Origin of the sequence: Amycolatopsis melonis (assembly GCF_040064235.1) — a bacterium.
Taxonomy (GTDB): domain Bacteria; phylum Actinomycetota; class Actinomycetes; order Mycobacteriales; family Pseudonocardiaceae; genus Amycolatopsis; species Amycolatopsis melonis.
Map to the genome: position 1 here is coordinate 407,265 of NZ_JBDZYD010000001.1, position 22,321 is coordinate 429,585.

Genomic DNA, 22,321 nt, shown 5'->3' on the forward strand with positions numbered 1-22,321 from the left:
ATGTCGGTAACCGAGAACAACGTTTCCGAAGCCCTTCGCGAGGGGGCCGTCATCCCGGCGGCCTCCCGCGCGGAGCGGTTCACTTCTTACGACGTCGAGGCCTTCGAGGTCCCGGGCGGCCGTGAGGAGAACTGGCGCTTCACGCCGATGAAGCGCCTCCGCGGCCTGCACGACGGCAGCGCGACCGCCACCGGCGAGATCACCCTCGAGACCGAGGCGGCGGACGAGCTGAAGATCGAGACCGTCGGCCGGGACGACGAGCGGCTGGGTGCCGCCGGTGTCCCGAGCGACCGGATCGCCGCGCAGGCGTACTCCTCCTTCAAGCAGGCCACCGTCGTGACGGTGCCGAAGGAGACGAAGGCGTCGAAGCCGTCCGTGCTGCGGATCCACGGCCCGGGCGAGGGCCAGGTCGCCTACGGGCACCTGCAGGTCCGCGCCGAGGCGTTCGCCGAGGCCGTGATCGTGCTCGACCACGTCGGCTCCGGCACCTACGCCGACAACGTCGAGTTCGTCATCGGCGACTCGGCGAAGGTCACCGTGGTCAGCGTCCAGGACTGGGCCGACGACGCGGTGCACGTCTCCGAGCAGCACCTCAAGCTCGGCCGCGACGCCACGCTCAAGCACATCGTCATCACCCTGGGCGGTGACCTGGTCCGCGTCTCGCCGACGGCGACGTTCGCGGACAAGGGCGGCGACGTCGAGATGCTCGGCCTGTACTTCGCCGACGCCGGCCAGCACCAGGAGCACCGCCTCTTCGTCGACCACGCGGTCCCCAACTGCAAGTCGAACGTGATGTACAAGGGCGCGCTGCAGGGCGACGAGGCGCACACCGTGTGGATCGGCGACGTCCTGATCCGCGCCGCCGCCGAGGGCACCGACACCTACGAGCTCAACCGCAACCTGGTGCTCACGCCCGGGGCGCGCGCGGACTCGGTGCCGAACCTCGAGATCGAGACCGGCGAGATCGAAGGCGCCGGCCACGCGAGCGCGACGGGAAGGTTCGACGACGAGCAGTTGTTCTACCTGCAGTCGCGCGGGATCGCCGAAGAAGCCGCGCGGCGCCTGGTCGTGCGCGGGTTCTTCCACGAGATCCTCGTCAAGATCGACGTCCCCGAGGTGCGCGAGCGCCTCGAAGCGGCGATCGAAGCCGAACTCGAAGCCGTCGGTGCCTGACCGCCCTCTCTGACTTAGGAAAACGAAGAAATGGCAACCCTGGAAATCAAGGACCTGCACGCCTCGGTGACCACCGAGGAAGGCGCCAAGGAGATCCTCAAGGGCGTCAACCTGACCATCAAGTCGGGCGAGACGCACGCGATCATGGGCCCCAACGGCTCCGGCAAGTCCACCCTGTCCTACGCCATCGCCGGCCACCCCAAGTACGAGGTGACCTCCGGCGAGGTGCTGCTCGACGGCGAGAACGTCCTCGAGATGAGCGTCGACGAGCGCGCCCGCGCGGGCCTGTTCCTCGCGATGCAGTACCCGGTCGAGGTGCCGGGCGTGTCGATGTCCAACTTCCTCCGCACCGCGGCCACCGCGGTCCGTGGCGAGGCTCCCAAGCTGCGCCACTGGGTCAAGGAGGTCAAGGAGGAGATGGGCAAGCTCGAGATCTCGCAGGAGTTCGCCGAGCGCTCGGTCAACGAGGGCTTCTCCGGCGGTGAGAAGAAGCGCCACGAGATCCTGCAGCTGGCGCTGCTCAAGCCGAAGTTCGCCATCCTCGACGAGACCGACTCGGGCCTCGACGTCGACGCGCTGCGGATCGTGTCGCAGGGCGTCAACGACTACAAGGCCAACAGCGAGGTCGGCGTCATGCTGATCACGCACTACACGCGGATCCTGCGGCACATCACGCCGGACTTCGTGCACGTCTTCGCCGGCGGCAGGATCGTCGAGTCGGGCGGCAAGGAACTGGCGGACGAGCTGGAAGAGAACGGGTACGTCAAGTACACCGGCAAGACCGAGCCCGCCGCGGTCTGATCCGTCTTACTACACCGAGAAGAGAGGAGTCGGCCCGATGACCACCACCTCGGCCGGTTCTGTGCCACTCGACGTGGCGGCCCTGCGGGCCGACTTCCCCATCCTGTCGCGCACGGTCCGCGACGGGAAACCCTTGGTGTACCTGGATTCCGGCGCGACGTCGCAACGCCCGACCGCGGTGCTCGACGCCGAGCGGCACTACGTCGAGACGTCGAACGCGGCCGTGCACCGCGGCGCGCACCAGCTGTCCGAAGAGGCGACCGACGCCTACGAGTCCGCGCGGGCGAAGATCGCCGAGTTCACCGGCGCCGACCCCGAGGAGCTGGTGTTCACCAAGAACGCCACCGAGGGCATCAACCTGGTCGCGTACTCGTTCGGCAACGCCGCCACGGCCGGTCCCGAGGCCGCGCGGTTCGTCGTCGGGCCGGGTGACGAGATCGTCGTCACCGAGATGGAGCACCACGCGAACCTCGTGCCGTGGCAGCAGCTGTGCCAGCGCACCGGGGCGACGCTGAAGTGGTTCAAGGTGACGCCGGACGGCCGCCTCGATCTGTCCGATGTGGACGAGCTGATCACCCCGCGCACCAAGGTGGTCGCCTTCGCGCACCAGTCCAACGTGCTCGGCACGGTCAACCCGGTTTCCGTGCTGGTCGAGAAGGCTCGCGCGGCAGGCGCGTTCACCGTGCTCGACGCGTGCCAGTCGGTGCCCCACTTCGCCGTGGACTTCCACGCCCTCGGCGTCGACTTCGCGGTGTTCTCGGGGCACAAGATGCTCGGCCCGTCCGGCATCGGTGTCCTGTATGGACGGACCGAGCTGCTGTCGGCCATGCCGCCGTTCCTCACCGGCGGGTCGATGATCGAGATGGTGAAGATGGAGGGCTCGACCTTCGCGCCGCCGCCGCAGCGGTTCGAGGCGGGCGTCCCGATGACGTCGCAGGCCATCGGCCTCGGCGCGGCCGTCGACTACCTTTCGGCCATCGGCATGGACCGCGTCGCGGCGCACGAGCACCAGCTCGCCGCGGCCGCCATCGAGGGCATCGGCGCCATTCCCGGCGTCCGGATCATCGGCCCGACGGACCTGAAGGACCGCGGCGCGACGGTGTCGTTCGTGATCGACGGCGTGCACCCGCACGACGCCGGCCAGGTGCTCGACAGCCTCGGCATCGCCGTCCGCGTCGGCCACCACTGCGCGTGGCCGCTGCACCGGGCCTGCAACGCGCAGGCGACCGTGCGCGCGTCGTTCTACCTCTACAACGATCTGTCCGAAGTGGACGCGCTCGTCGCGGGCATCCGCGAGGCGCAGAAGTTCTTCGGGGTGGCGCAGTGAACTTGGAAAGCATGTACCAGGAGATCATCCTGGACCACTACAAGAACCCGCACGGGCGCGGCCTGCGCGACCCGTACGACGCCGAGTCGTTCCAGGTCAACCCGACCTGCGGCGACGAGGTGACGCTGCGGGTCAAGCTCGACGACGGGAAGGTCGCCGACGTCTCCTACGAGGGCCAGGGCTGCTCGATCAGCCAGGCCTCGACGTCGGTCCTGACCGATCTCGTCGTCGGCCACACGCTGGAGGAGGCGTTCACCACCATGGACGCCTTCGTGGAACTGATGCAGGGCAAGGGAAAGATCGAGCCGGACGAGGACGTGCTGGAGGACGGGGTCGCCTTCGCGGGCGTCGCGAAGTACCCGGCCCGCGTCAAGTGCGCCCTCCTCGGCTGGATGGCTTTCAAGGACGCCGTCGCCCGGACGACCAGTGGAGCTGAGAAGGCATGACCGAAGAAACCGCCACTGCCGCTCGTGAAGGTCGGACCGCCGCCGACCTCGACGCGGAGACCACCGCCAAGCAGGACCTCGACCTCGCCAAGATCGAAGACGTCGAGGAGGCCATGCGCGACGTCGTCGACCCGGAGCTCGGCATCAACGTGGTCGACCTCGGCCTGGTCTACGACATCCGCGTCGAGCCGGACAACACGGCTACCCTCGACATGACGCTGACGTCCGCGGCCTGCCCGCTGACCGACGTGATCGAGGACCAGACGGCGGCGGCACTGACCTCCGGCGGCCTGGTCAAGGACTTCCGGATCAACTGGGTCTGGATGCCGCCGTGGGGCCCGGAGAAGATCACCGACGACGGCCGCGAGCAGCTGCGCGCCCTCGGCTTCACCGTCTGATTCCGCCCGCAGGAAGGCCGCTCCCCGGAGCGGCCTTCTTTGCGTATAACGCCCTATACCGCACGTGCCAGGCCAGCGCGTAGAAACCGAGGGCGGCGGCAAACCCGCTGCAGGCGCCGGTGGCCAGCAGGTAGGTCGCGTTGCCGAAGACGCCCGCGCGGGTCATCGGGTCATGGTGGGCCAGGAAGGGCAGCACCTGCGTCAGCACACCGGTCAGCGCCCCGGCCGCCAGGAAGCCGAAGACCGGCTTCCGGAACCGCGTCGGCGGCGGAGCCGGTGCGGACGGCGTGGTGCGGTACCAGTTCCGCAGCCACCACGCGAGAACCACGGCGCCGGCGATCGTGCTGAGAAGCTGGATCAGCCGCCCGACATCGACCCCGGTGACGAGCGGAGTCCGCAGGAACGGCAGCCCGTCGTGCTCATGGGTGAAGGCATCCCACCCGACGTGCGTGGCGGCGCCGAGCACCAGCGAAAGCGCAATCCAGCCCGGACGTTTCCAGCTGAAGTGCCGAGGCAGCCGTCCGGCGAGCGATTCCGGCGCCAGCGCCAGCAGCGGCCGTTTCAGCAGCAGATGAAAGACGGCGAGCAGCACCAGGGCGAGCAGCGGATCGAGCCAGAGGACCGACGTGAATTCATGGGTCCTGGTGAGGCCCACCCCGGGAAGCCGCGGCACGAACCAGAAGAGATCGGGCGCCACGGAACCGGCAACGAGCGCGGAGGCCACGAGCGGCCGTCTCGCCAGCGGCAGCACGGCGGCGGGATGACTCAACGTGAACGGCACAGGGGCTAGTATCCCGGAGTGGTCCTGCGCTCGATTCTCCTGTTCCTGGCCGCGGCAGCCTGCGAAATCGGCGGCGCCTGGCTGGTCTGGCAGGGAATCCGCGAAAACCGCGGCTGGCTCTGGATCGGCGGCGGAGTCCTCGCACTGGGCGTGTACGGCTTCGTGGCAACGCTCCAGCCGGACGCCCACTTCGGCCGCATCCTCGCGGCATACGGCGGAGTGTTCGTAGCGGGCTCACTGGCCTGGGGAATGATCGCGGACGGCTACCGCCCGGACCGCTACGACGTCCTCGGCGCCCTGCTCTGCCTGGCCGGAGTCGCGGTGATCATGTACGCGCCCCGAACGGAGTAACGGTGGAGGCCGGGGCGCGATAGATCATCGTGACCGAACTGTCCTTCCCGCCCGCGCCGTCCGAAACGTCGACGCCGCGTCGTGTTGTTCCGATGGTGCTGGTGATGGTGATCCTCATGGTGCTCGGCGTCGGGGCCGGGGCCTACGGGCTGTTCACCTTGATGACCGGCTACCGGGCCTACGTCACCCCCGGCGGGGCGATGAGTCCCACGCTGCCCGAGGGTGGCCGCGTCGTGGTCCGTGAGCGGGACGGCGATGACGTCCGCCGTGGGGACGTGATCCTCTTCGACGCGCTGGCCTTCGCGAGCAAGGACGAGCCGGGCACCAGCGTCTACCGGGTTGTCGGGGTTGCCGGGGACACCGTTGCCTGCTGCACCGACGGCAAGCTGACCGTCGACGGCAAGCCGGTCACCGAGCCCTACCTCAGCACCGGGGAGTTCGCGCAGGACCCTGTCGCCACCAAGACGTTCTCCGTCAAGGTTCCGGAGGGCACCGTCTTCGTCGCCGGGGACAACCGCGGCAACGCCTACGACTCGCGGTTCCGGGGCGTCGTGCAGCTGAGTGGCGTCCGCGGCTTCGTGGTCGCCACCGGCACCGTCGTCACCCCGGCCGCGCTGCCGGAGGTCACCTCGTTCACCGACGCGGGCCTGCCCGGCGCGCCGTCGGGGGACTCGACCCTGCCGCTGCTGCGGTGGTGGGTCCTCGGCGGGTTCGTGCTCTTCGTCGCCGGCTTCATCGGGCTGATCGTGACGCTCGTCCGGAACGCCGGAAGACGACGAAAAGCAGCCGCAGCCCCACCAGCGCACTGATCACCAGCAGGTTGTAGCCGAACACCTGGTGCAGCGTCAGCTCCGGCAGGATCCGGGGCCCGCCCGCGCCGGTCAGCAGGAGCACCGCCATCAGCCCGGTGGCCGCGCCGGTGAAGGCCAGCAGGACCTCGTGGACCAGGCCGGTGACGACGTCGCGGTCGCGCTCGTCGGAGAACAGCCGCACGTTGACCGACAGCCTGCCCTCCTCCAGCGCCGCGCCGATCCGGTCCATGCGGCGGGGGAGGCGGCGCAGCACCGGCAGCAGTGCCGTCAGCTCGGTGACCGCGGTGCGGCGCATGGAATCCGGCCGCAGGCTCGCGCCGACCTGCTCGACGGCGAACGCGCGGGACTCGGCGACGATGTCGAAACCCGGGTCGAGCGCGGCGAGCGTGCCCTCCACCGTGGCCAGCGCGCGGAACACCGCCGCGACCGGCGGCGGCACGCTCAGCCGGAAGTCCGCGACCACCCGGAACAGGCCGGTGAACAGGTCGAGGTCCGGCGTGCGGCCGGGGCCGAAGTGCCGCGCGACCAGGGCGCCGAGCGCGCGTTCGAGGCGCTGCTCGTCGATGTCGTCCGTGCGGTCGACGATCTCCAGCAGCCCGTCACGCAGGGCAGGCGGGTCGCCGCGGTCCAGGGCCAGCAGGAGGTTCTGCAGGCCGCCGCGCAGCCCGGCGTCGAGGCGGCCGACCGAGCCGAAGTCGAGCAGGCCGAGCCTGCCGTCGGCCAGCAGCAGGAGGTTGCCCGGGTGCGGGTCGGCGTGGAAGACGCCGCCGATCATCACCTGGTGGAGCAGGCTGCGCAGCAGCGACCGGGCGAGCCGCGCCCGCTCGGACGGCGGCGCCGTCGTCAGCGGCTTGCCGTCCAAATAGGACATGACGAGCACGCGGTCGGTGGACAGTCCCTTGTGGACTTTCGGCAGTGCGACGTCCGGGGTGCCTGCGATCGCGGTGATGTTGCGGGCCTCGATGGTGAAGTCGAGTTCCTCGGCCAGGGCGGCGGCGAAGCCCTCGGCCAGCTCGGCCACGCCGAGCGAGCGGGCCCAGTCCGCGCGTTCCTCCAGCGCCACGGCGACGCGCCGGACGATGTCGATGTCCCGCTCGGCCTGCTCGCGCACGCCCGGGCGCTGCACCTTGACCACGACGTCCTCCCCGCTGTGCAGCCGGGCCCGGTAGACCTGGGCGATCGAGGCGGCGGCCAGCGGTTCGGGGTCGAACTCGGCGAAGACGTCGTCGGGCGAGCCGCCGAGTTCCGCGGCCAGCAGGGCCCACACGGCGTCGGCGCGAGCGGGCGCGACCTGGTCCTGCAGTTTCGCCAGCTCCTCGACGAACACCGCGGGCAGCAGATCCGCGCGCGTGGACAGCAGCTGGCCGAGCTTCACGAACGTCACGCCGCCCTCTTCCAGCGCCCGGCGCAGCGACCGCGCGAGCTTGGCGTGGCGCCCCGGCGGCAGCCCGGGTTCGCGGCGGCCGGCCAGGTAGCGGCCGAGGCCGTGCTTGAGCGCGATCCGGCTGATCTGCGAGTACCGCCGGGTGCGCGAGAGCCGCGACCGCAGCCGGCCGAGCCCGACGCCGTGGGGCAGCGCCATTTCGGCGACGAGAAGGAAGATCAGCGTCGCGAGGAAAGCGCTGCCCGCCAACGGGATCAGCAGGCCGAGCGCCGCGCCGCCGTTGTGCAGCAGGGAAACCGGAAACGCCTGCCCGATGCCGCCCGCGACGAGCCAGCCGAACGCAGCGGCGCACAACGCGCGCACGGCGCCGATCCGGACGCCGAGCACCCGCCGGGACGCCACCACGAGCGGCCACAACGTCAGCACGTACAGGGGGAGGGTCAGCAAGCCCAGCAGGATGTCCACGCCACGGAGCAGACCACGGCGGCCGGGCCGGGCGGCTCACGCATCGGCGGGAACGGCCTCCCTCCCGGGAGGGAACGACTTTCGGCCGTGGCTCCCGGTGCACGTGGGCTTCTAACCTGATCGCGCGAACCACGGTGAAGTGTTCTCTAACCGGACAAAAGGAGACACGATGAACGGACGCGTGCTCGGCCGGGTCGTGGCACTGGCGACGGCCGTCGCGGCCCCGCTCGGCCTGGGCCTGGCGGCGGGCCCCGAGGCCTCGGCGGCCGCCGTCACGACGCTGTACTACAGCTCATCCGGCGCACCGGACTACCTCGCCCAGATCGACCAGGGCGCGGCCAACTGGAACGCCGCGGTCACCGACGTGAAGCTGGTCAAGCGCGCCACGGGCGCCACGATCGTGTTCCACGAGGTGCACAGCGGCGGCTCGTACACGAACACGAACGGCCACGGCCGCGGCCAGATCTACCTGGACACGAGCCAGGTGGCGGAGGGCTACGACCCGACCCGCATCGCCGCGCACGAGCTGGGGCACAACCTCGGCCTGCCGGACCACTACAGCGGCCCGTGCACGGAGCTGATGTCCGGCCACGGCCCGGGAACGGCCTGCAAGAACGCGAAGCCGTCGGCGGCCGAGGCGGCGAAGGTGCAGTCGTTGTGGGTGAACGGCTTCGCGGCGACGGAGAGCCGCACGGTCGCGTTCTGACCGGTCCGGGGCGCTTCCATCGCAAGAGGGAGGCGCCCGCCGCGGGCCGGCTGCGAAGATCGGCGCGTGCGTGTGTTCCGGCCACTGGCGAGCAAGGCGACCTACCGGCGGTGGGTCTACCTCGTGCTGGGCGGCGCCATCAGCGTCCCCTACCTGCTCTTCTCGGCGGTTGCCGTGCCGTCGGTGCTGCCGTTCGTCACCACGCTGGAGCAGGCCGGCCTGATCGGCGGCCTGCTCACGCTGGCCGTGCTGGTCGCGACCGCCTTCCTGCCCGCGGTGCACGTGCTGGAGTCCGCCGCGGTCCGGGAACTGCTCGACGACCCGGTGCCCGGCGCGCCGTCGAGGCCGTCGACCCGCCAGGGGCGGCTGCGGGCCGCGGCGATGTTCGTGCTGCACGTGGCCACCGGATTCGTGGTGAGCTTCTTCAGCCTGCTCGCGCCCGTCGCGGTCGGGCTGTCGGTCGGCGCCGTGTTCACCGGGCGGCTCTTCGAGTTCGGCGACGGCGAGACGGTCACCGTGCCGGCCGGGTGGGCGTCGGTGTGGCTGCCGGTGGTGTTCGGGACCGGGGTGGTGCTACTGATCTACGCGGTCGGGATGACCGGCGGGCTGCTGCGCCGGGCCGCCGTCCGGCTGCTGGGGATGAGCGCCGCGGACCGGATCGCCCGGCTCGAACGCCGCACCGAGCAGCTCGCCGAACGCAACCGGCTGGCCAGGGAACTGCACGACTCGGTGGGTCACGCACTGAGCGTCGTCACGGTCCAGGCCGGAGCCGCGCGGCGGACGTTGCGCACGGACCCGGAGTTCACCGAGCGCGCGCTGAGCGCGATCGAGGAGTCGGCGCGAACGGCGCTCGACGACCTCGACCACGTGCTCGGGCTGCTGCGCGAGGAGCCGGCGGGCCGGGCGCCGCAGCCGCTGCTCACCGAGCTGCCGACGGTGCTGGAGACAACCCGCTCGGCGGGCACGGAGGTGACGGCCGACATCACCGGCGACCTGGCCGCCGTCCCGCCGGTGGTGTCCCGCGAGGTGTACCGCATCCTGCAGGAATGCCTGACGAACGCGGTGCGGCACGCCGGTAGGGTCCCGGTGACGATGACGGTGGACATCGCGGCCGACGGACTGGTGGCCAGGGTGTCGAACCCGCTGGGGCGAGGCCCGGGCGGCCCCGGAGGCGGCCGCGGCGTGCGCGGCATGACCGAGCGGGCAGCGGTCCTCGGCGGCACGCTGTCGGCGGGCCGGGTGGGCGAGCGCTGGGATGTGGCGGTGCGGGTGCCGTGGGGGAGCGGGCGATGAGTGTCAGGGTGCTGCTGGTCGACGACGAGCCGCTGATCCGGGCAGGCCTGCGCGCGATCATCGACAGCGAGGACGGCCTGTCGGTGGCGGGCGAGGCAGCCGACGGAGCGGAGGTACCGGGCCTGGTGGCCCGCCTGCGCCCCGACGTCGTGCTGATGGACGTCCGGATGCCGGCGGTGGACGGGATCCGGGCCACCACGCACCTGATGTCCACTGTGGAGTCGCCGCCGAAGGTGATCGTGGTGACGACGTTCGAGAACGACGACTACGTGTACGACGCGTTGCGCGCCGGGGCGAGCGGATTCCTGCTCAAGAGGGCCCGCCCGGAGGAGATCGTGGCGGCGATCCGAACGGTGCTGGCGGGCGAGTCCCTGCTGTTCCCGGCGGCAATCCGCCGGTTGGCCGCCCACCAAACGCCATCGCCGCGCGGAGACGGGCTGGCGGGCGCGGGCCTGACCGAGCGAGAGCGCGAGGTCCTGCGGCTGATGGCGGGCGGTTTGTCCAATGTGGAGATTGCCGGGGAGTTGTATCTGGGCGTTCAGACGGTGAAGACCCATGTCGGGAACGTGCTGGCCAAGCTGGGGGCCCGCGACCGCACGCAGGCCGTGATCCGGGCCTACGACTCGGGGTTCGTCACGCCCGCGGGCTGACCGTCGCTCAGCCCCAGGAACTGCGGCCCCAGGCGGCGGCCTGGGTGAAGCCGGCGCCGCCGGAAGCACACGACAGCGTCTCGGTGCCGAAGATCGTCCCGTCGTGCTCGACACCGTGGTGGACGCCGATCGCGTACGGGCCGTCGTCCCACCAGCCCCACAGGGGTGCGCCGGACACCCCGGAGGCCTCGTCGGCGTCGCTTTCGACCTGGGTCGTGTCGTAGGTCGTGCCGTTGACGTTGATGTCGTCACCATCGTCGTCGTCGCGCACGGCGATCGCGGACTCGTACGACATCGACGTCAGGCTGATGTCGTAGGGGAAGCCCGCCATGGTCCAGTAGTCGCCGTCCTCCCAGGCGCTGTTGTAGCCGCGGTACCCGAACCAGCCGACGCGGTCGCCGAGCGGGTCCCACAGCCGGCAGATCTTGATGTCGCTGCCCGCGTCGGAGTTCCACGAGTGGTAGGACCGGACGTAGCTGACGACGCCGGCCCCGAACACCGACTGGCCGTTCCAGCAGGCCGGAATGACCTTGATCTGCCACGCCGCCCCGTTGGTCGGCGGCCCGACGTGGCCGCTGGTCATCATCGTGCTCCGGCCGATCAGGTACCCGGTCGCCTCGCCGGTGGTGACCCAGCCGGCGCCCGCGCTGGGCTGCCAGCTGCTGTAGAGCTTGCAGACGGCGGTGTAGGGATAGGACGACGGGTACACCAGCGCCCGCGATTCGCCGTCGATGATCGTGCTGTGGTTCTCCGACAACAGGGTCCGCCCGCCCCGCGAGGTGATGCCCCGCGGAGTCGGACCGAGCGACCTGGTGGTTTTCGGGTTGACGCCCAGAGGAACGCCCTTCGGCCGGTAGGGCGCACCGGCGGGGGCGACGCTCGGGGTCCGGCGTCCGGTGCGGTCGGTGCGTTGTTCGAGGGTACGGGTGTGGACGGTCTCCTCGTGCGCTTCGAGCCCGGGCAGGCCGGGCAGCAGCGGGCCGTCGGTGCGGAGCGTGAAGGCGCCCCGGTGGACGGTGCTGCGGTCGAGTTCGATGCCGTGCTCGCCGGCGGACCACCAGGTGGCGGCCGAATCGGTGACCCAGCCCCATGGCCGGGTGTCTTCGCCTTCGTCTTCGGGCTCGAATTCGAGCTGTCGCGTCCGGCTCCACGGTGCGTCGTCGGTCATGGTCGCTCCTCGCAGGTTCTCACCGCCCGGTGCGGTTCGACTCGGAAGAGCACGGAATCCGCAGTGTGGATACGCGGTGGCTGCGTATCTGCCCGTTCGGGCAGGCCGGGGTTACGCGAGAGATCTTCGCGGAGCTCGCTGAGCGCTACCTGGAGGAAGACGACGTACCGGCGACTCCGAAGATCGCCCGCTTCGTCGAGGCTCTCGTACAGCGCTGGGGTGACCTCGAAGACGCCGAAGACGCTCCGTGGGCCACTGGCAGGACCGGAGACGCGAGCGGCCCGATGCTTCAGATCAACATCAGGGACGACGAGGATAGGGTGGGGAAAGTGTCTGCCCACGTCGCCGAGTTGGCACAGGAGCACGGTCTGGTGTGTTACGACTTCCAGGAAGACCGCGTCCGCCCTTGGTGAGTTTGCAATGTCCGGTTGTGCGGATGCCGGCTGACATCGACCCGGCGCAGGGCATGGGTGAGGGTGCGGGCGGCGTCTTGTGGCGGGCTGGTCGAACACTTCTTGCAGTCTGGGCTCGCTTTGCTGCCTCCAGCGGTGCGGACCCTCGATGTTGAGCGCGACTGACTCGCGCGCATGGGTGTAGGCCCGTAGCCGTGTGGCTGCGGGCCTGTCCCCGTCATGCTGCGAAGGGCAGTGGTTCGTGGAGGTTGTTGCGTCGGGGTTTTCGGCGCCGATCCAGCCAGGTTGGTGGCAGGAATTCCGGTAACCCGTCGGCCGCGATCCGTACTTCCCACCCGGAGCGGTGCAGCAGCCGGTGGTGGTGGGCGCACATCAGGACCAGGTTGCCCAGTTCGGTGGGTCCGCCTTCGGACCAGTGGCGGATGTGGTGGCCTTGGCAGTGTCGGGGTGGTCGGTGGCAGCCGGGGAAGGCGCAGCCGCGGTCGCGCAGGTACAGGGCGCGGCGGATGCCGGGTGGGACCAGGCGTCGGAGGCGGCCGACGTCGAGGGGTTCGCTGTGGCTGCCCAGGACCGCGGGGATGATCATGCAGTCGCAGGCGTGCAGCCGCGCTTCGGCGGCGGAGATCGTGCCGGTGTCGCCGAGGAGGGCTTTGCCGATGCCGGTTTTGAGGTCGTCGAGGGAGATGGCGACCATGACGTGGGTGCGTTCCCCGGCCTGCATGGGGAGTTCGGGGGAGTTGGCGGCGAGGTCGATGGCGTCGGAGAAGGCGTCGCCGTAGCGTTCCAGCGGGGAGCGGAGGTCGGGCCCTTCGTCGGTGGAGCGCCGCTGGGCGAGGGCGTCGAGGACCGCGCTTGCCCGGGTGCCGGTCTCGTCATCGAACCGGCCGTGCAGCTCCCACACCCCGGATCTCTTGCGTCGCAAGGACAGTTCGCGGTCCGGGCGGGCGGGTTCGGCGTCCTGAGGAGGCTGGCCGTCGGGATGGAGATGGGCCAGGATCCGCGCACCGAGTACAGCGACCTGCTTGTGCCCGGCATCGGCAGCAAACCCCAGCAGATCCTGCTCGACCCGTTCCCGGTGCTCGAGAGGAGTATCCCGCAGCACACCGACGATGGTGTCGATCATCGGGTTGCTCAACCGCCCCGCCCGCGCCACCACGGCAACCTCGGGAGCCAAAGCGGGAATCGACGTGCCATCAAGGGCAAGCCCCGGCTGGAGCTGCCGAGCCCGCTTGACCAAGACCTCGGCGGCCTGCCGAGGCAGGTCAACAAGGTGTTCGAGAAACCGGGACACGGAACGGTACCCGAACAGCTCCATCACCCCACGCTGCTCGACCCCCACGAGCATGGCACCGATCGCAGCCTCACACGATCGCATGAGGGCGAACAGCTCACCGAGACAGTCGGCGATGGCGACCGGGTCGGCGTGCAGGGCGAAGGTTCTGTCCACGACGTCCACGTTACCGGCCATCGAACAGAAGTTCGACTACACGATCGAGTGCACCCGAGGTCAGACAAGCCCGTCGAGAACAGCCTGGATCGACGCCGCCATCGCCGCCGGGTCGCCGTCGGCTGGGCGGAGCACCAGATCCGGCGATGACGGCCGCTCGTACGGCGCGTCGATACCGGTGAAGCCCGAGATCTCCCCGGCGCGGGCCTTCGCGTACATTCCCTTCGGGTCGCGGGCCTCGCACACCTCCAGGGGCGTGTCCACGAAGACCTCCACGAACGGCAGCCCGTCGTGGATGGCCCTGGCGGAAGCTCGGTCCGCCTCGTACGGGCTGATCAGGGACGCGATCGCCACCACTCCCGCGTCCGCGAACAGGCGGGCCACCTCGGCCACCCGGCGGACGTTCTCCGCCCGGTCCTCGGGGCTGAAGCCGAGACCCTTGTTGAGCCCGTGACGCAGGTTGTCGCCGTCCAGCAGGTACGCCGGGCGGCCCGCCGCGACCAGGCGGCGTTCCAGCTCCACCGCCACCGATGACTTGCCCGAGGCAGACAGGCCCGTCAGCCACACCGTTGCGCCGCGGGTCGGGCGGTCCTCTCTGCGGACCGCCGCCGTGTGCCAGACGATCGGGGAGGCCGGGGCTCCGGTGATCATGCCCGCCGCCACCGTGTCGCCCGTGTGCTCGTCGACCAGGAGGAAGCCGCCCGTTGCGCGGTTGCGGCGGTACGGGTCGAACAGCAGCGGTGACCGGGTTCGCAGGCGGATGCGGCCGATGTCGTTCAGGGCAAGGGTATCCGCCGGGGAACGGTGCAGCGTCGTCACGTCCAGGCGGTACTCCAGCCGCTCCACCGTTCCCCGTGCCTCGGTGGTCGTGTGCCGGACGGCGTAGGAAGCACCCGGCGTCAAGGACGACCGTGCGGAGAACCAGCACACCAGGGCGTCGACCTCGCGGGCCGACTCCGCGCGGTTGCCGGGGCGGCACAGCATCGCGCCGCGGCCGAGGTCCAGTTCGTCCGTCAGCTCGACCGTCACCGCCTGCCCGGTGAAGGCTTCCGGCAGCGGGGTGCCGCCCGGGCCCCACACCGCGCGGACCGTGGACGTGAAGCCCGACGGCAGCGCCACGACTTCGTCGCCCGGCTTGAACACCCCGCCGGCGATCGTGCCCGCGTAGCCGCGGAAGTCCGCGCGCCGGATCACGTACTGCACCGGGAAGCGGGCGTCGATCAGGTTGCGGTCGGAGGCGACGTGCACCTCCTCCAGCTGGTGCAGCAGCGAAGTCCCTTCGTGCCACGGCATGCTCGTGCTGCGGTGCACAACGTTGTCGCCGTGCAGTGCGGATACCGGGACGAACGTCAGGTCGGCGACGTCGAGCTTCATCGCGAACCGGCGGAACTCTTCGCGGATCTCGGCGAACCGCTCCTGCGACCAGCCGACCAGGTCCATTTTGTTCACACACACCACGAGGTGCCCGATGCCCAGCAGTGACGCGAGGAACGCGTGCCGCCGGGACTGCTCCAGCACGCCCTTGCGCGCGTCGACCAGGATCAGCGCCAGGTCGGCCGTCGACGCGCCGGTCACCATGTTGCGCGTGTACTGCAGGTGCCCCGGCGTGTCCGCGATGATGAACTTCCGCTTGGGCGTGGCGAAGTAGCGGTGCGCGACGTCGATCGTGATGCCCTGCTCGCGCTCGGCGCGCAGGCCGTCGGTCAGCAGCGCGAGGTCGGGGTAGTCCTCGCCGCGGTCGCGGCTGGCGCGCTCCACCGCGGCGAGCTGGTCGGTGAAGATCGCCTTCGAGTCGTACAGCAGCCGTCCGATCAAAGTGGACTTACCGTCGTCCACGCTGCCCGCGGTGGCGATCCTCAGCAGCTGCATCAGAAGTAGCCCTCCCGCTTGCGATCTTCCATGCCCGCCTCGGAAATCCGGTCGTCGGCGCGCGTGGCGCCGCGCTCGGTGACGCGGGTGGCGGCCACCTCGGCGACCACTTCGGACGGTGTCGTGGCCGACGACTCGACGCAGCCGGTGCACGTGGCGTCGCCGACGGTCCGGAAGCGCACGGTCGCCTCGTACGGCGTCTCGCCGTCCACAAGGGACAAGTGCCGCGTGACCGCCAGCAGCATCCCGTCGCGCTGGACCACCGGGCGCCGGTGGGCGTAGTACAACGGCGGCAGCGCGATCCGCTCGTCGCGGATGTACTGCCAGATGTCCAGCTCGGTCCAGTTCGACAGCGGGAAGACGCGGATGTGCTCGCCGCGCCGGTGCCGCCCGTTGTAGAGGTTCCACAGCTCCGGCCGCTGCGCCCGCGGGTCCCACTGGCCGTGCTCGTCGCGGAAGCTGAACACGCGCTCCTTGGCCCGTGCCTTCTCCTCGTCACGCCGCGCGCCGCCGAACACGGCGTCGAAGCCGCCTTCACGGATCGCCCGCAGCAGCGTCACCGTCTGCAGCCGGTTGCGGCTGGCCCGCGGCCCGGTCTCCTCGACGACGCGGCCGGCGTCGATGTCGTCCTGGACGCTCGCCACGACCAGCCGCAGCTTCGCCGCGGCGACGGTCTCGTCGCGGAACCGCAGCACTTCGTCGAAGTTGTGCCCGGTGTCGACGTGCAGCACCGGGAACGGCAGCGGCGCCGGCCAGAACGCCTTGGCCGCCACGTGCAGCATCACCACCGAGTCCTTGCCGCCGGAGAAGAGCAGCGCCGGGCGCTCGAACGTCGCCGCGACCTCGCGGAAGACGTGCACGGACTCCGCTTCGAGCGCGGCGAGGTGCGACAGCTCATAAGCCACGGACACCCGAAAAAAGTAGAACATGTTCTTGTCATCGGTCAAGCGGTGCGGGACCCTGTGACCATGGACCTGGTCGTACTCGAAGAGATCCGCCGGCTGAAGTACCGCTACCTGCGCGGGGTGGACCTGAAACTGTGGGACGAGGTGGCCGACACCTTCACCGTCGACGCCACGGCCGACTACGGGACGCACGCCGTGGGTGGCGAGGGGAAGAAGTTCGAAGGCCGCGACGCCATCCTGGAATTCCTCACCCAGAGCCTCGGCAACGGCATCATCACCGTGCATCACGCGGCTCAGCCCGAGATCGACGTCGACGGCGACACGGCGACCGGGCGGTGGTCGTTCACCGACAAGGTCATCGTGCCCGAGCACAAGGTGATCATCGAGGGCGCCGCGTTCTACGAGGACGCCTACCGCCGCGAGGCCGACGGTGCCTGGCGGATGTCGCACATCGGGTACGTCCGGACCTACGAGTCGCTGCAGTCCTGGGAGGGCAACCCGGGCTTCCGGCTGCTCGCGAACCGCTGGGCCGTGCCGGCATGATCGAGAACGAGTTCTCGTTGACCCGGGGGTTCGCCGACGCCATCGTCGAGGCCGAGAAGCTGATCGCGGAAGCCCCGCACGTGAAGACCGAGCAGGACCTGCTCGAAGGCTACGACTACCTCGCCGGCAGCATCCGCGCGTCGCTGCAGATGGCCTGGGCCTACCAGCGTGACTTCCCGTACTTCACCGCGTCCACCGGGCCCTACACGAAGATGGGCCTGGACAACCCGGACACGCTGTACTTCAACGCGAACATCCGCGCCGACCGCGAATACGTCGTCACCGGCGTCCGCGGCACCACCGCCGACCTCAGCTTCCAGATCCTCAACGGCGACTACTCGCCGGTCGTGGTGCCCGACAGCCTCGCCGCGTTCGACGACCGGGAGATCGAGATCGGCGAGGACGGCCGGTTCGAGCTGCGCTTCGGCCCGGCTCGTGAGAACCCGGGGCCGAACTACTTCGTCCTCGGCGAAGGCTCGTCGATGCTCGTGGTCCGCGAGGTCTACAGCGACTGGGCCACCGAACGCCGCGGCGAGATCCGCATCCGGTGCGCCGGCACCGCCGGGCAGGCGCCGCCGGTGCCGGACCGCTCCGCGCTGGCCAAGCGCTACGGCGTCACCGGCAAGATCCTGCTGAGCAGGCTCAAGACGTTCCTCGCCTTCCCGAAGTGGTTCTACTACGACCTGCCGGTGAACACGCTGACCGAGCCGCGGTCGACGCCCGGCGGCCTGACCACGCAGTTCTCCTCGGCCGGGCACTACGAGCTGGCCGGGGAAGAGGCGATGATCATCACGGTGCCGCGGTGCGCGGACGCGCCGTACCAGGGCATCCAGCTCGGCAGCCTCTGGTACGTCTCGCTCGACTACATCAACCACCAGACCAGCCTCACCGCCGACCAGGCCCGCGTCGACCCGGACGGCAAGCTCCGCTTCGTCGTCACCGAACGTGACCCGGGGCTGGCGAACTGGCTCGAACTCACCGGCCACGACCGCGGGTACGTGCAGATCCGCTGGCAGCGCCTCGCGCGCGACCTCGGCCCGGAGGACGGCCCGGTCGTCGAGGTCGTCAAGGCGGACGAACTGCCCGACCGGCTGCCGTACTACGACGAAGCACGCGTGACGCCGGAGGAGTGGACGGCCAGGATCGCGGCCCGGCAGGACGCCGTCGCCGCCCGGATGCTGGGGTGAGCATGGAGAACCTGTTGCGGGACAAGGTGGTCGTCGTCTCGGGCATCGGCCCCGGGCTCGGCCGCTCGATCGCCGTGCGCAGCGCGCAGGCCGGCGCGGACGTCGTGCTCGCCGCACGCACCGAGTCGCGGCTCACCGAGGTTGCCAAGGAGGTCACCGACCTCGGGCGGCGTGCCGTCGCGGTCCGCACCGACATCGACGACGCGGAGTCGGCCGAACACCTCGTCACGGCGGCGCTCGAAGCCTTCGGACGCGTCGACACTGTGGTGCACAACGCCTTCGCCGTCCCGCCGCTGACCGATCTGGCCACTGTGGACCTCGACGCCGTCCGCCGCGGCTTCGAGACCGCGGCGATCTCCGTGCTGCGGCTGACCCGGCTGTTCCTGCCCGCGCTCAAGGAGAGCAAGGGTTCCCTGGTGATGATCAACTCCGCGGTGCTGCGGCACTCGCGGCGCACGTTCGGCGCGTACAAGATGGCGAAGTCGGCGCTGCTGTCGCTGGCGCAGAGCCTGGCCAGCGAGCTGGGCCCGGACGGCGTGCGCGTCAACACCGTCGCGCCGGGTTACATCTGGGCCCCGAACCTCAAGTGGTACTTCGCCTACCTGGCCAAGGAACGCGGCATCACGCCGGAAGAGGTCTATGCCGAAACTGCGTCCACAATAGATCTTCGCAAGCTTCCCGAGCCGGACGAGATCGCCGACGCCGTGGTGTTCCTCGCCTCGCCGATGGCGCGCGCGATCACCGGGCAGTGCCTCGACGTCAACGGCGGCGAATACCACCACTAGGAGGACGAGATGCTCCCCGGCCGCGAAGACGTCGGCACCGTCGAGGACCTGCACGCTTCGGCGACGAAGCTGACCGGGCTCGACGACTTCGGCGACGACGAGTACGTCGAGGGCCTGCGCGTGCTGCTGGAATCCTACGAGGCGGACGCGGAGCTGACGCCGTTCGGCAACAAGGTGCACCGGGCGTTCCTGCGTGGCGCGCTGGTGGCCCGGCTGCTCAGCGAAGCGGGCTGGAAGCAGCACCCGGAGTCGGCGGACGTGCGCATCGAGCGGCCGATCTTCGTCACCGGCCTGCCCCGCACCGGCACCACCGCGCTGCACCGGCTGCTCGCCGAGGACCCCGCTCACCAGGGGCTGGAGGTGTGGCTCGCCGAGGTCCCGCAGCCGCGGCCGCCGCGTTCGTCGTGGCCGGAGAACCCGGTGTTCCAGCGGATCCAGGCCGGGTACGAGCGCCACCACGTCGAGCACCCGGAGTTCATGGGCGTCCACCACATGTCCGCCGACCAGGTGGAGGAGTGCTGGCAGCTGCTGCGGCAGTCGATGCGGTCGGTGTCGTTCGAGTGCCTGGCGCACGTGCCGCGGTACTCGCGCTGGCTGGCGAAGCAGGACTGGACGGACGCCTACGCCCGGCACCGGCGGAACCTGCAGCTGATCGGGCTGCCGGACGCGGGCAGGCGGTGGGTGCTCAAGAACCCCAGCCACCTGTTCGCCCTCGACGCGCTGATGGCGAACTACCCGGACGCGCTGGTGATCCAGACCCACCGCGCGCCGCGGACGATCATGGCCTCGATGTGCAGCCTCGCGGAGAAGGCCGCGGACGGCTGGTCGGCGAAGTTCCGCGGCGAGGTGATCGGCCGCGGCCAGCTCGAACTCTGGAGCCGCGGCGCCGAGGAGTTCCGCGCGGCCCGCACGAAGTACGACCCGGCGCAGTTCTGCGACGTGGCCTACGAGGACTTCGTCGCCGACCCGCTCGGCACGGTGTCCACTGTGTACGACCACTTCGGACTGACGCTCACCCCGGAGGCCCGTGACGCCATGACGGCGTTGCACGAGGCGAGCCGGACGGGGGAGCGCAAGCCGGTGCACCGGTACCGCCTGGAGGACTTCGGCCTGAGCCCGGAGGAGGTCGACGAGCGTTTCGGCGCAGGGTCGTCGTGAGTGAGAAACAGCGTTAGAACACTGTTTCCCACTCACGACGGCGTCAGCCGATCGGCTGGGCGTGAGCCGCCCGGAGGATGCATGTGCGGATCACCTCCGCGGCCAGCTCGGCGACCGAGCTGCGGGCCGGGGCGGTCCGCGGGAGCCAGTCCTCGGCGGCGTCGAGCACCTTGGCGAGCACGTCCTCGGCCAGCGGCATGACCTCCTGGGCCGCGGTGGCCAGGAAGACCAGCGCCTGGTCGATCGACGCGCCCTGCCCGGACAGCGCCCGGGCGGCCAGCACCGCCCGGACGCCGTTGAGCCCGATGCCGCCGTCGGCGTGGCGGACCAGCACCCCGCTGTCGGTCAGCGCGGCCAGAAGGCCCGGCTGGCGGCGGACCGCGTTGCCGACCGCCGGGCCGAGGCCGGCGATCTCGCCGAGGACCAGGTCCGGTTCCAGCAGGGCCCGGACGGCCTCCAGCGGCAGTCCCCGGCTCTGGAAGTCGATGACCTGCCGCATCCTCGCCAGGTGCCGGTCGGTGTAGCAGGGGGTGCGGCCGATCCGGCTCGGTGGCGGGAGCAGGCCACGCGCGTGGTAGGACCGGACGGTGCGCGAGGACAACCCGATCGTTGCGGCGAACCGGTCGGCCGTCATCAGCGAGCCGGTGTGGCGGGCGTCTGTGCGGGGCGGGAGGCTTCTCGGCCCGGCGTCGTCAGCACGCATGACACCCGCTGACCGTCCGGCGCGGCCCGGAAACGAAAGAAGATGACGGGAAATCGAGATACAAGGTTCCCCCTCGTGCCTGCGATGATCCACAGTCGAATGGATTGCACCGCAATTCTGCCAGTGCAAACATAAGCTGGACATAAGTCGGCTGGTCCGCCCAGTGTCCGTGCAGCGAAAGGGCGACTCCCGGCTCGCGAACGGAGCAGTGAACCACCCGTTCGCGACAGCCGGAAGCAATTGCTTCCAGTTCTTCGTTAATTCGCGGGTTGCTGCTGTCAGGCGTTTTCGGAGTCGGCGGCGGCGCTATTCCGCGCCGATTCGCCGTCCGGCACACGCGCCCCGGCGAAGTCGATCACCACGACCAGGCCGCCGCCGGCGCGGGGCACCGCCTCGATCGTGCCGTCGTGGGCGCGCACGACCGACGCCACGATCGACAGGCCCAGCCCGACCCCGCGCTGCGGGCCCGCGCGGTCGCCGGCGAGCTGGCGGAACGGCTCGAACAGGCCCGGCACGGCGTCCGCCGGGACGTCCGGCCCGGTGTTGGCCACCGACAGCGAAGGCCGCTCGCCGACGCCGATCCAGACCGATCCGGGCTCGGTGTTGTACTTCAGCGCGTTGTCGATCAGGTTGCCCACGAGCCGTTCGAGCAGCAGCCGGTCGCCGCGGACCACGCACGGCTTCAGCTCGACGTGCAGCGTGCACCCCCGCTGCGCCGCCGAGGCCCGGTGCACCGCGACGGCCTGCCGGGCGACCTCGTCCAGCCGCACGTCGGTGCGGGCCCGCAGGCCGCGGTCGCTGCTCGCGAGCACCAGCAGCCCGTCGATGAGCTGTTCGTTGCGGGCGTTGACCGTCAGCAGCCGTTCGCACAGCCGCCGCGCCGGGCTGCCCGGCGGGATCTTCGCCATCGCGACCTCGATCATGGTCCGCTGGGTCGCCAGCGGCGTGCGCAGCTCGTGTGACGCGTTCGCGACGAACCGCCGCTGGCTGTCGAACGACTCGGCCAGCCGGTCGAGCATCCCGTCGAAGGTGTCGGCGAGCTCGGTCAGCTCGTCGCGCGGACCGGGCATCCGGATCCGCTCCCGGAGGTTGTCCGCGCCGAGGCGCCGCGCGGTCGCCGTCACCTGCTGGACGGGCCGCAGCATCCGGTGCGCGGCCACCCAGCCCAGCCCGAGCGCGAGCACCACGCTCGCGGCCAGCGCGATCCCGGACTGCGCCGCCAGGGTGTTCAGCACGTCCGCCCGGTATTCGGCGATGTTGTGCTGGACGACCTGGGCGGCGGCGCGGCCCTGGTCCGGCCCGCCGAGGACGACGCTGCTCGTCGGCGGCGACGACGACGTGGCCGGGACGCCCGGCTCGTCCGGCTCGGTCTGCGTGGGCAGGGCGGCGCGCACCAGCAGGAACTCGAGCACCAGCATGAGCGCGCCGATCGCCAGCAGCAGGCCGGCGAAAACCAGCGCGAACCGGGCCTTCACGGAGAATCTACGGACCATCCCGCCATCCTGCCGAAATTCGCCGTAAGCCGGGCATAAGCATTCACGCTTACGGCCGTAAGA

Annotated in this window: 23 protein-coding genes; 15 read left to right on the forward strand and 8 right to left on the reverse strand. The window is 70.5% G+C overall.

Features of this window, described 5'->3' with window-relative positions; translation table 11 throughout:
• From sufD to ABJI51_RS01920, 5 genes are read left to right on the forward strand one after another with little or no spacing between them, the layout of a single operon-like run.
• Positions 1 to 1,173 (forward strand): Fe-S cluster assembly protein SufD, encoded by a 1,173-nt coding sequence (gene sufD / locus ABJI51_RS01900; RefSeq protein WP_348947118.1) that lies wholly within the window; start codon positions 1 to 3, stop codon positions 1,171 to 1,173.
• A 30-nt stretch (positions 1,174 to 1,203) separates the two neighbouring features.
• The gene (sufC, locus tag ABJI51_RS01905) at positions 1,204 to 1,974 is read left to right on the forward strand and encodes a Fe-S cluster assembly ATPase SufC (RefSeq protein WP_348947119.1); all 771 of its coding nucleotides are present in this window, start codon (positions 1,204 to 1,206) and stop codon (positions 1,972 to 1,974) included.
• 37 nt (positions 1,975 to 2,011) lie between these two features.
• Positions 2,012 to 3,301, forward strand: a complete 1,290-nt coding sequence (locus tag ABJI51_RS01910) for a cysteine desulfurase (RefSeq protein WP_348947120.1) — start codon at positions 2,012 to 2,014, stop codon at positions 3,299 to 3,301.
• The gene (sufU, locus tag ABJI51_RS01915; RefSeq protein WP_348947121.1) at positions 3,298 to 3,747 is read left to right on the forward strand and encodes a Fe-S cluster assembly sulfur transfer protein SufU; all 450 of its coding nucleotides are present in this window, start codon (positions 3,298 to 3,300) and stop codon (positions 3,745 to 3,747) included. The genes ABJI51_RS01910 and sufU overlap by 4 nt, the downstream gene beginning before the upstream one ends.
• Positions 3,744 to 4,145 (forward strand): metal-sulfur cluster assembly factor, encoded by a 402-nt coding sequence (locus ABJI51_RS01920; RefSeq protein WP_348947123.1) that lies wholly within the window; start codon positions 3,744 to 3,746, stop codon positions 4,143 to 4,145. The genes sufU and ABJI51_RS01920 overlap by 4 nt, the downstream gene beginning before the upstream one ends.
• Here the strand turns inward: ABJI51_RS01920 and ABJI51_RS01925 are convergent.
• On the reverse strand, positions 4,135 to 4,926 hold the full coding sequence (locus ABJI51_RS01925) for a DUF4184 family protein (protein WP_348947124.1): 792 nt from the start codon (positions 4,924 to 4,926) through the stop codon (positions 4,135 to 4,137). The genes ABJI51_RS01920 and ABJI51_RS01925 overlap by 11 nt on opposite strands.
• A gap of 18 nt (positions 4,927 to 4,944) precedes the next feature.
• On the opposite strand from ABJI51_RS01925, the gene ABJI51_RS01930 reads away from it, so the two are divergent.
• Both ABJI51_RS01930 and lepB read left to right on the forward strand, forming a co-directional pair.
• On the forward strand, positions 4,945 to 5,277 hold the full coding sequence (locus ABJI51_RS01930; RefSeq protein ID WP_348947125.1) for a YnfA family protein: 333 nt from the start codon (positions 4,945 to 4,947) through the stop codon (positions 5,275 to 5,277).
• Positions 5,278 to 5,306: 29 nt separating this feature from the next.
• A complete protein-coding gene (gene lepB, locus ABJI51_RS01935; RefSeq protein WP_348947127.1) occupies positions 5,307 to 6,086 on the forward strand; it encodes a signal peptidase I in 780 nt (259 codons plus the stop codon).
• On the opposite strand, the gene ABJI51_RS01940 is transcribed toward lepB, so the two are convergent.
• Positions 6,010 to 7,938 carry an ABC1 kinase family protein gene (locus ABJI51_RS01940; protein WP_348947128.1) on the reverse strand — a complete coding sequence of 643 codons (1,929 nt, stop codon included), beginning with the start codon at positions 7,936 to 7,938 and terminating at the stop codon, positions 6,010 to 6,012. The genes lepB and ABJI51_RS01940 overlap by 77 nt on opposite strands.
• Before the next feature lie 169 nt (positions 7,939 to 8,107).
• Here ABJI51_RS01940 and ABJI51_RS01945 point away from each other — a divergent pair, with 169 nt between their 5' ends.
• From ABJI51_RS01945 to ABJI51_RS01955, 3 genes are all read left to right on the forward strand, one after another.
• On the forward strand, positions 8,108 to 8,644 hold the full coding sequence (locus tag ABJI51_RS01945; protein ID WP_348947130.1) for a snapalysin family zinc-dependent metalloprotease: 537 nt from the start codon (positions 8,108 to 8,110) through the stop codon (positions 8,642 to 8,644).
• A 66-nt stretch (positions 8,645 to 8,710) separates the two neighbouring features.
• Entirely contained in the window at positions 8,711 to 9,937 is a 1,227-nt protein-coding gene (locus tag ABJI51_RS01950; RefSeq protein ID WP_348947131.1) for a sensor histidine kinase, read from the forward strand.
• Positions 9,934 to 10,587, forward strand: coding sequence for a response regulator (locus ABJI51_RS01955; protein ID WP_348947133.1), 654 nt, complete (start codon positions 9,934 to 9,936; stop codon positions 10,585 to 10,587). The genes ABJI51_RS01950 and ABJI51_RS01955 overlap by 4 nt, the downstream gene beginning before the upstream one ends.
• A gap of 7 nt (positions 10,588 to 10,594) precedes the next feature.
• On the opposite strand, the gene ABJI51_RS01960 is transcribed toward ABJI51_RS01955, so the two are convergent.
• Complete coding sequence (locus ABJI51_RS01960; RefSeq protein WP_348947134.1) at positions 10,595 to 11,755, reverse strand: trypsin-like serine peptidase; 1,161 nt, start codon at positions 11,753 to 11,755, stop codon at positions 10,595 to 10,597.
• Positions 11,756 to 11,784: 29 nt separating this feature from the next.
• Here ABJI51_RS01960 and ABJI51_RS01965 point away from each other — a divergent pair, with 29 nt between their 5' ends.
• Positions 11,785 to 12,168 carry a hypothetical protein gene (locus ABJI51_RS01965; RefSeq protein WP_348947136.1) on the forward strand — a complete coding sequence of 128 codons (384 nt, stop codon included), beginning with the start codon at positions 11,785 to 11,787 and terminating at the stop codon, positions 12,166 to 12,168.
• Positions 12,169 to 12,385: 217 nt separating this feature from the next.
• On the opposite strand, the gene ABJI51_RS01970 is transcribed toward ABJI51_RS01965, so the two are convergent.
• The 3 genes from ABJI51_RS01970 to cysD are packed head-to-tail and all read right to left on the reverse strand — an operon-like array spanning position 12,386 to position 16,413.
• A complete protein-coding gene (locus ABJI51_RS01970) occupies positions 12,386 to 13,636 on the reverse strand; it encodes an HNH endonuclease signature motif containing protein (protein WP_348947137.1) in 1,251 nt (416 codons plus the stop codon).
• Positions 13,637 to 13,675: 39 nt separating this feature from the next.
• Entirely contained in the window at positions 13,676 to 15,484 is a 1,809-nt protein-coding gene (cysC, locus tag ABJI51_RS01975; RefSeq protein WP_348947139.1) for an adenylyl-sulfate kinase, read from the reverse strand.
• The gene (cysD, locus tag ABJI51_RS01980) at positions 15,484 to 16,413 is read right to left on the reverse strand and encodes a sulfate adenylyltransferase subunit CysD (protein ID WP_348947663.1); all 930 of its coding nucleotides are present in this window, start codon (positions 16,411 to 16,413) and stop codon (positions 15,484 to 15,486) included. Before cysD ends, cysC begins: the two co-directional genes overlap by 1 nt.
• 39 nt (positions 16,414 to 16,452) lie before the next feature.
• On the opposite strand from cysD, the gene ABJI51_RS01985 reads away from it, so the two are divergent.
• From ABJI51_RS01985 to ABJI51_RS02000, 4 genes are read left to right on the forward strand one after another with little or no spacing between them, the layout of a single operon-like run.
• Positions 16,453 to 16,932 carry a nuclear transport factor 2 family protein gene (locus tag ABJI51_RS01985; protein WP_348947141.1) on the forward strand — a complete coding sequence of 160 codons (480 nt, stop codon included), beginning with the start codon at positions 16,453 to 16,455 and terminating at the stop codon, positions 16,930 to 16,932.
• Positions 16,929 to 18,119: a hypothetical protein gene (locus tag ABJI51_RS01990; protein ID WP_348947143.1), complete on the forward strand. Its 1,191-nt coding sequence runs from the start codon at positions 16,929 to 16,931 to the stop codon at positions 18,117 to 18,119. The genes ABJI51_RS01985 and ABJI51_RS01990 overlap by 4 nt, the downstream gene beginning before the upstream one ends.
• 2 nt (positions 18,120 to 18,121) lie before the next feature.
• Positions 18,122 to 18,904 (forward strand): SDR family oxidoreductase, encoded by a 783-nt coding sequence (locus tag ABJI51_RS01995; protein ID WP_348947145.1) that lies wholly within the window; start codon positions 18,122 to 18,124, stop codon positions 18,902 to 18,904.
• 9 nt (positions 18,905 to 18,913) lie between these two features.
• Positions 18,914 to 20,062 (forward strand): sulfotransferase family protein, encoded by a 1,149-nt coding sequence (locus ABJI51_RS02000; RefSeq protein ID WP_348947147.1) that lies wholly within the window; start codon positions 18,914 to 18,916, stop codon positions 20,060 to 20,062.
• A 43-nt stretch (positions 20,063 to 20,105) separates the two neighbouring features.
• Here ABJI51_RS02000 and ABJI51_RS02005 read toward each other — a convergent pair whose 3' ends face one another.
• Both ABJI51_RS02005 and ABJI51_RS02010 read right to left on the reverse strand, forming a co-directional pair.
• A complete protein-coding gene (locus tag ABJI51_RS02005) occupies positions 20,106 to 20,765 on the reverse strand; it encodes a MerR family transcriptional regulator (protein WP_348947149.1) in 660 nt (219 codons plus the stop codon).
• A gap of 278 nt (positions 20,766 to 21,043) precedes the next feature.
• Positions 21,044 to 22,258 (reverse strand): sensor histidine kinase, encoded by a 1,215-nt coding sequence (locus tag ABJI51_RS02010; protein ID WP_348947151.1) that lies wholly within the window; start codon positions 22,256 to 22,258, stop codon positions 21,044 to 21,046.
• Between the last annotated feature and the right edge of the window lie 63 nt (positions 22,259 to 22,321).

Coding starts and splice junctions, on each gene's coding strand:
- ABJI51_RS02000 (WP_348947147.1), top strand. CDS start 18,914: ATGCTCCCCGGCCGCGAAGACGTCGGCACCGTCGAGGACCTGCACGCT.
- ABJI51_RS01955 (WP_348947133.1), top strand. CDS start 9,934: ATGAGTGTCAGGGTGCTGCTGGTCGACGACGAGCCGCTGATCCGGGCA.
- sufD (WP_348947118.1), top strand. CDS start 1: ATGTCGGTAACCGAGAACAACGTTTCCGAAGCCCTTCGCGAGGGGGCC.
- ABJI51_RS02005 (WP_348947149.1), bottom strand. CDS start 20,765: ATGCGTGCTGACGACGCCGGGCCGAGAAGCCTCCCGCCCCGCACAGAC.
- ABJI51_RS01920 (WP_348947123.1), top strand. CDS start 3,744: ATGACCGAAGAAACCGCCACTGCCGCTCGTGAAGGTCGGACCGCCGCC.
- ABJI51_RS01970 (WP_348947137.1), bottom strand. CDS start 13,636: ATGGCCGGTAACGTGGACGTCGTGGACAGAACCTTCGCCCTGCACGCC.
- ABJI51_RS01990 (WP_348947143.1), top strand. CDS start 16,929: ATGATCGAGAACGAGTTCTCGTTGACCCGGGGGTTCGCCGACGCCATC.
- ABJI51_RS02010 (WP_348947151.1), bottom strand. CDS start 22,258: ATGGTCCGTAGATTCTCCGTGAAGGCCCGGTTCGCGCTGGTTTTCGCC.
- ABJI51_RS01985 (WP_348947141.1), top strand. CDS start 16,453: ATGGACCTGGTCGTACTCGAAGAGATCCGCCGGCTGAAGTACCGCTAC.
- ABJI51_RS01960 (WP_348947134.1), bottom strand. CDS start 11,755: ATGACCGACGACGCACCGTGGAGCCGGACGCGACAGCTCGAATTCGAG.
- cysD (WP_348947663.1), bottom strand. CDS start 16,413: ATGTTCTACTTTTTTCGGGTGTCCGTGGCTTATGAGCTGTCGCACCTC.
- ABJI51_RS01910 (WP_348947120.1), top strand. CDS start 2,012: ATGACCACCACCTCGGCCGGTTCTGTGCCACTCGACGTGGCGGCCCTG.
- cysC (WP_348947139.1), bottom strand. CDS start 15,484: ATGCAGCTGCTGAGGATCGCCACCGCGGGCAGCGTGGACGACGGTAAG.
- sufC (WP_348947119.1), top strand. CDS start 1,204: ATGGCAACCCTGGAAATCAAGGACCTGCACGCCTCGGTGACCACCGAG.
- ABJI51_RS01995 (WP_348947145.1), top strand. CDS start 18,122: ATGGAGAACCTGTTGCGGGACAAGGTGGTCGTCGTCTCGGGCATCGGC.
- ABJI51_RS01945 (WP_348947130.1), top strand. CDS start 8,108: ATGAACGGACGCGTGCTCGGCCGGGTCGTGGCACTGGCGACGGCCGTC.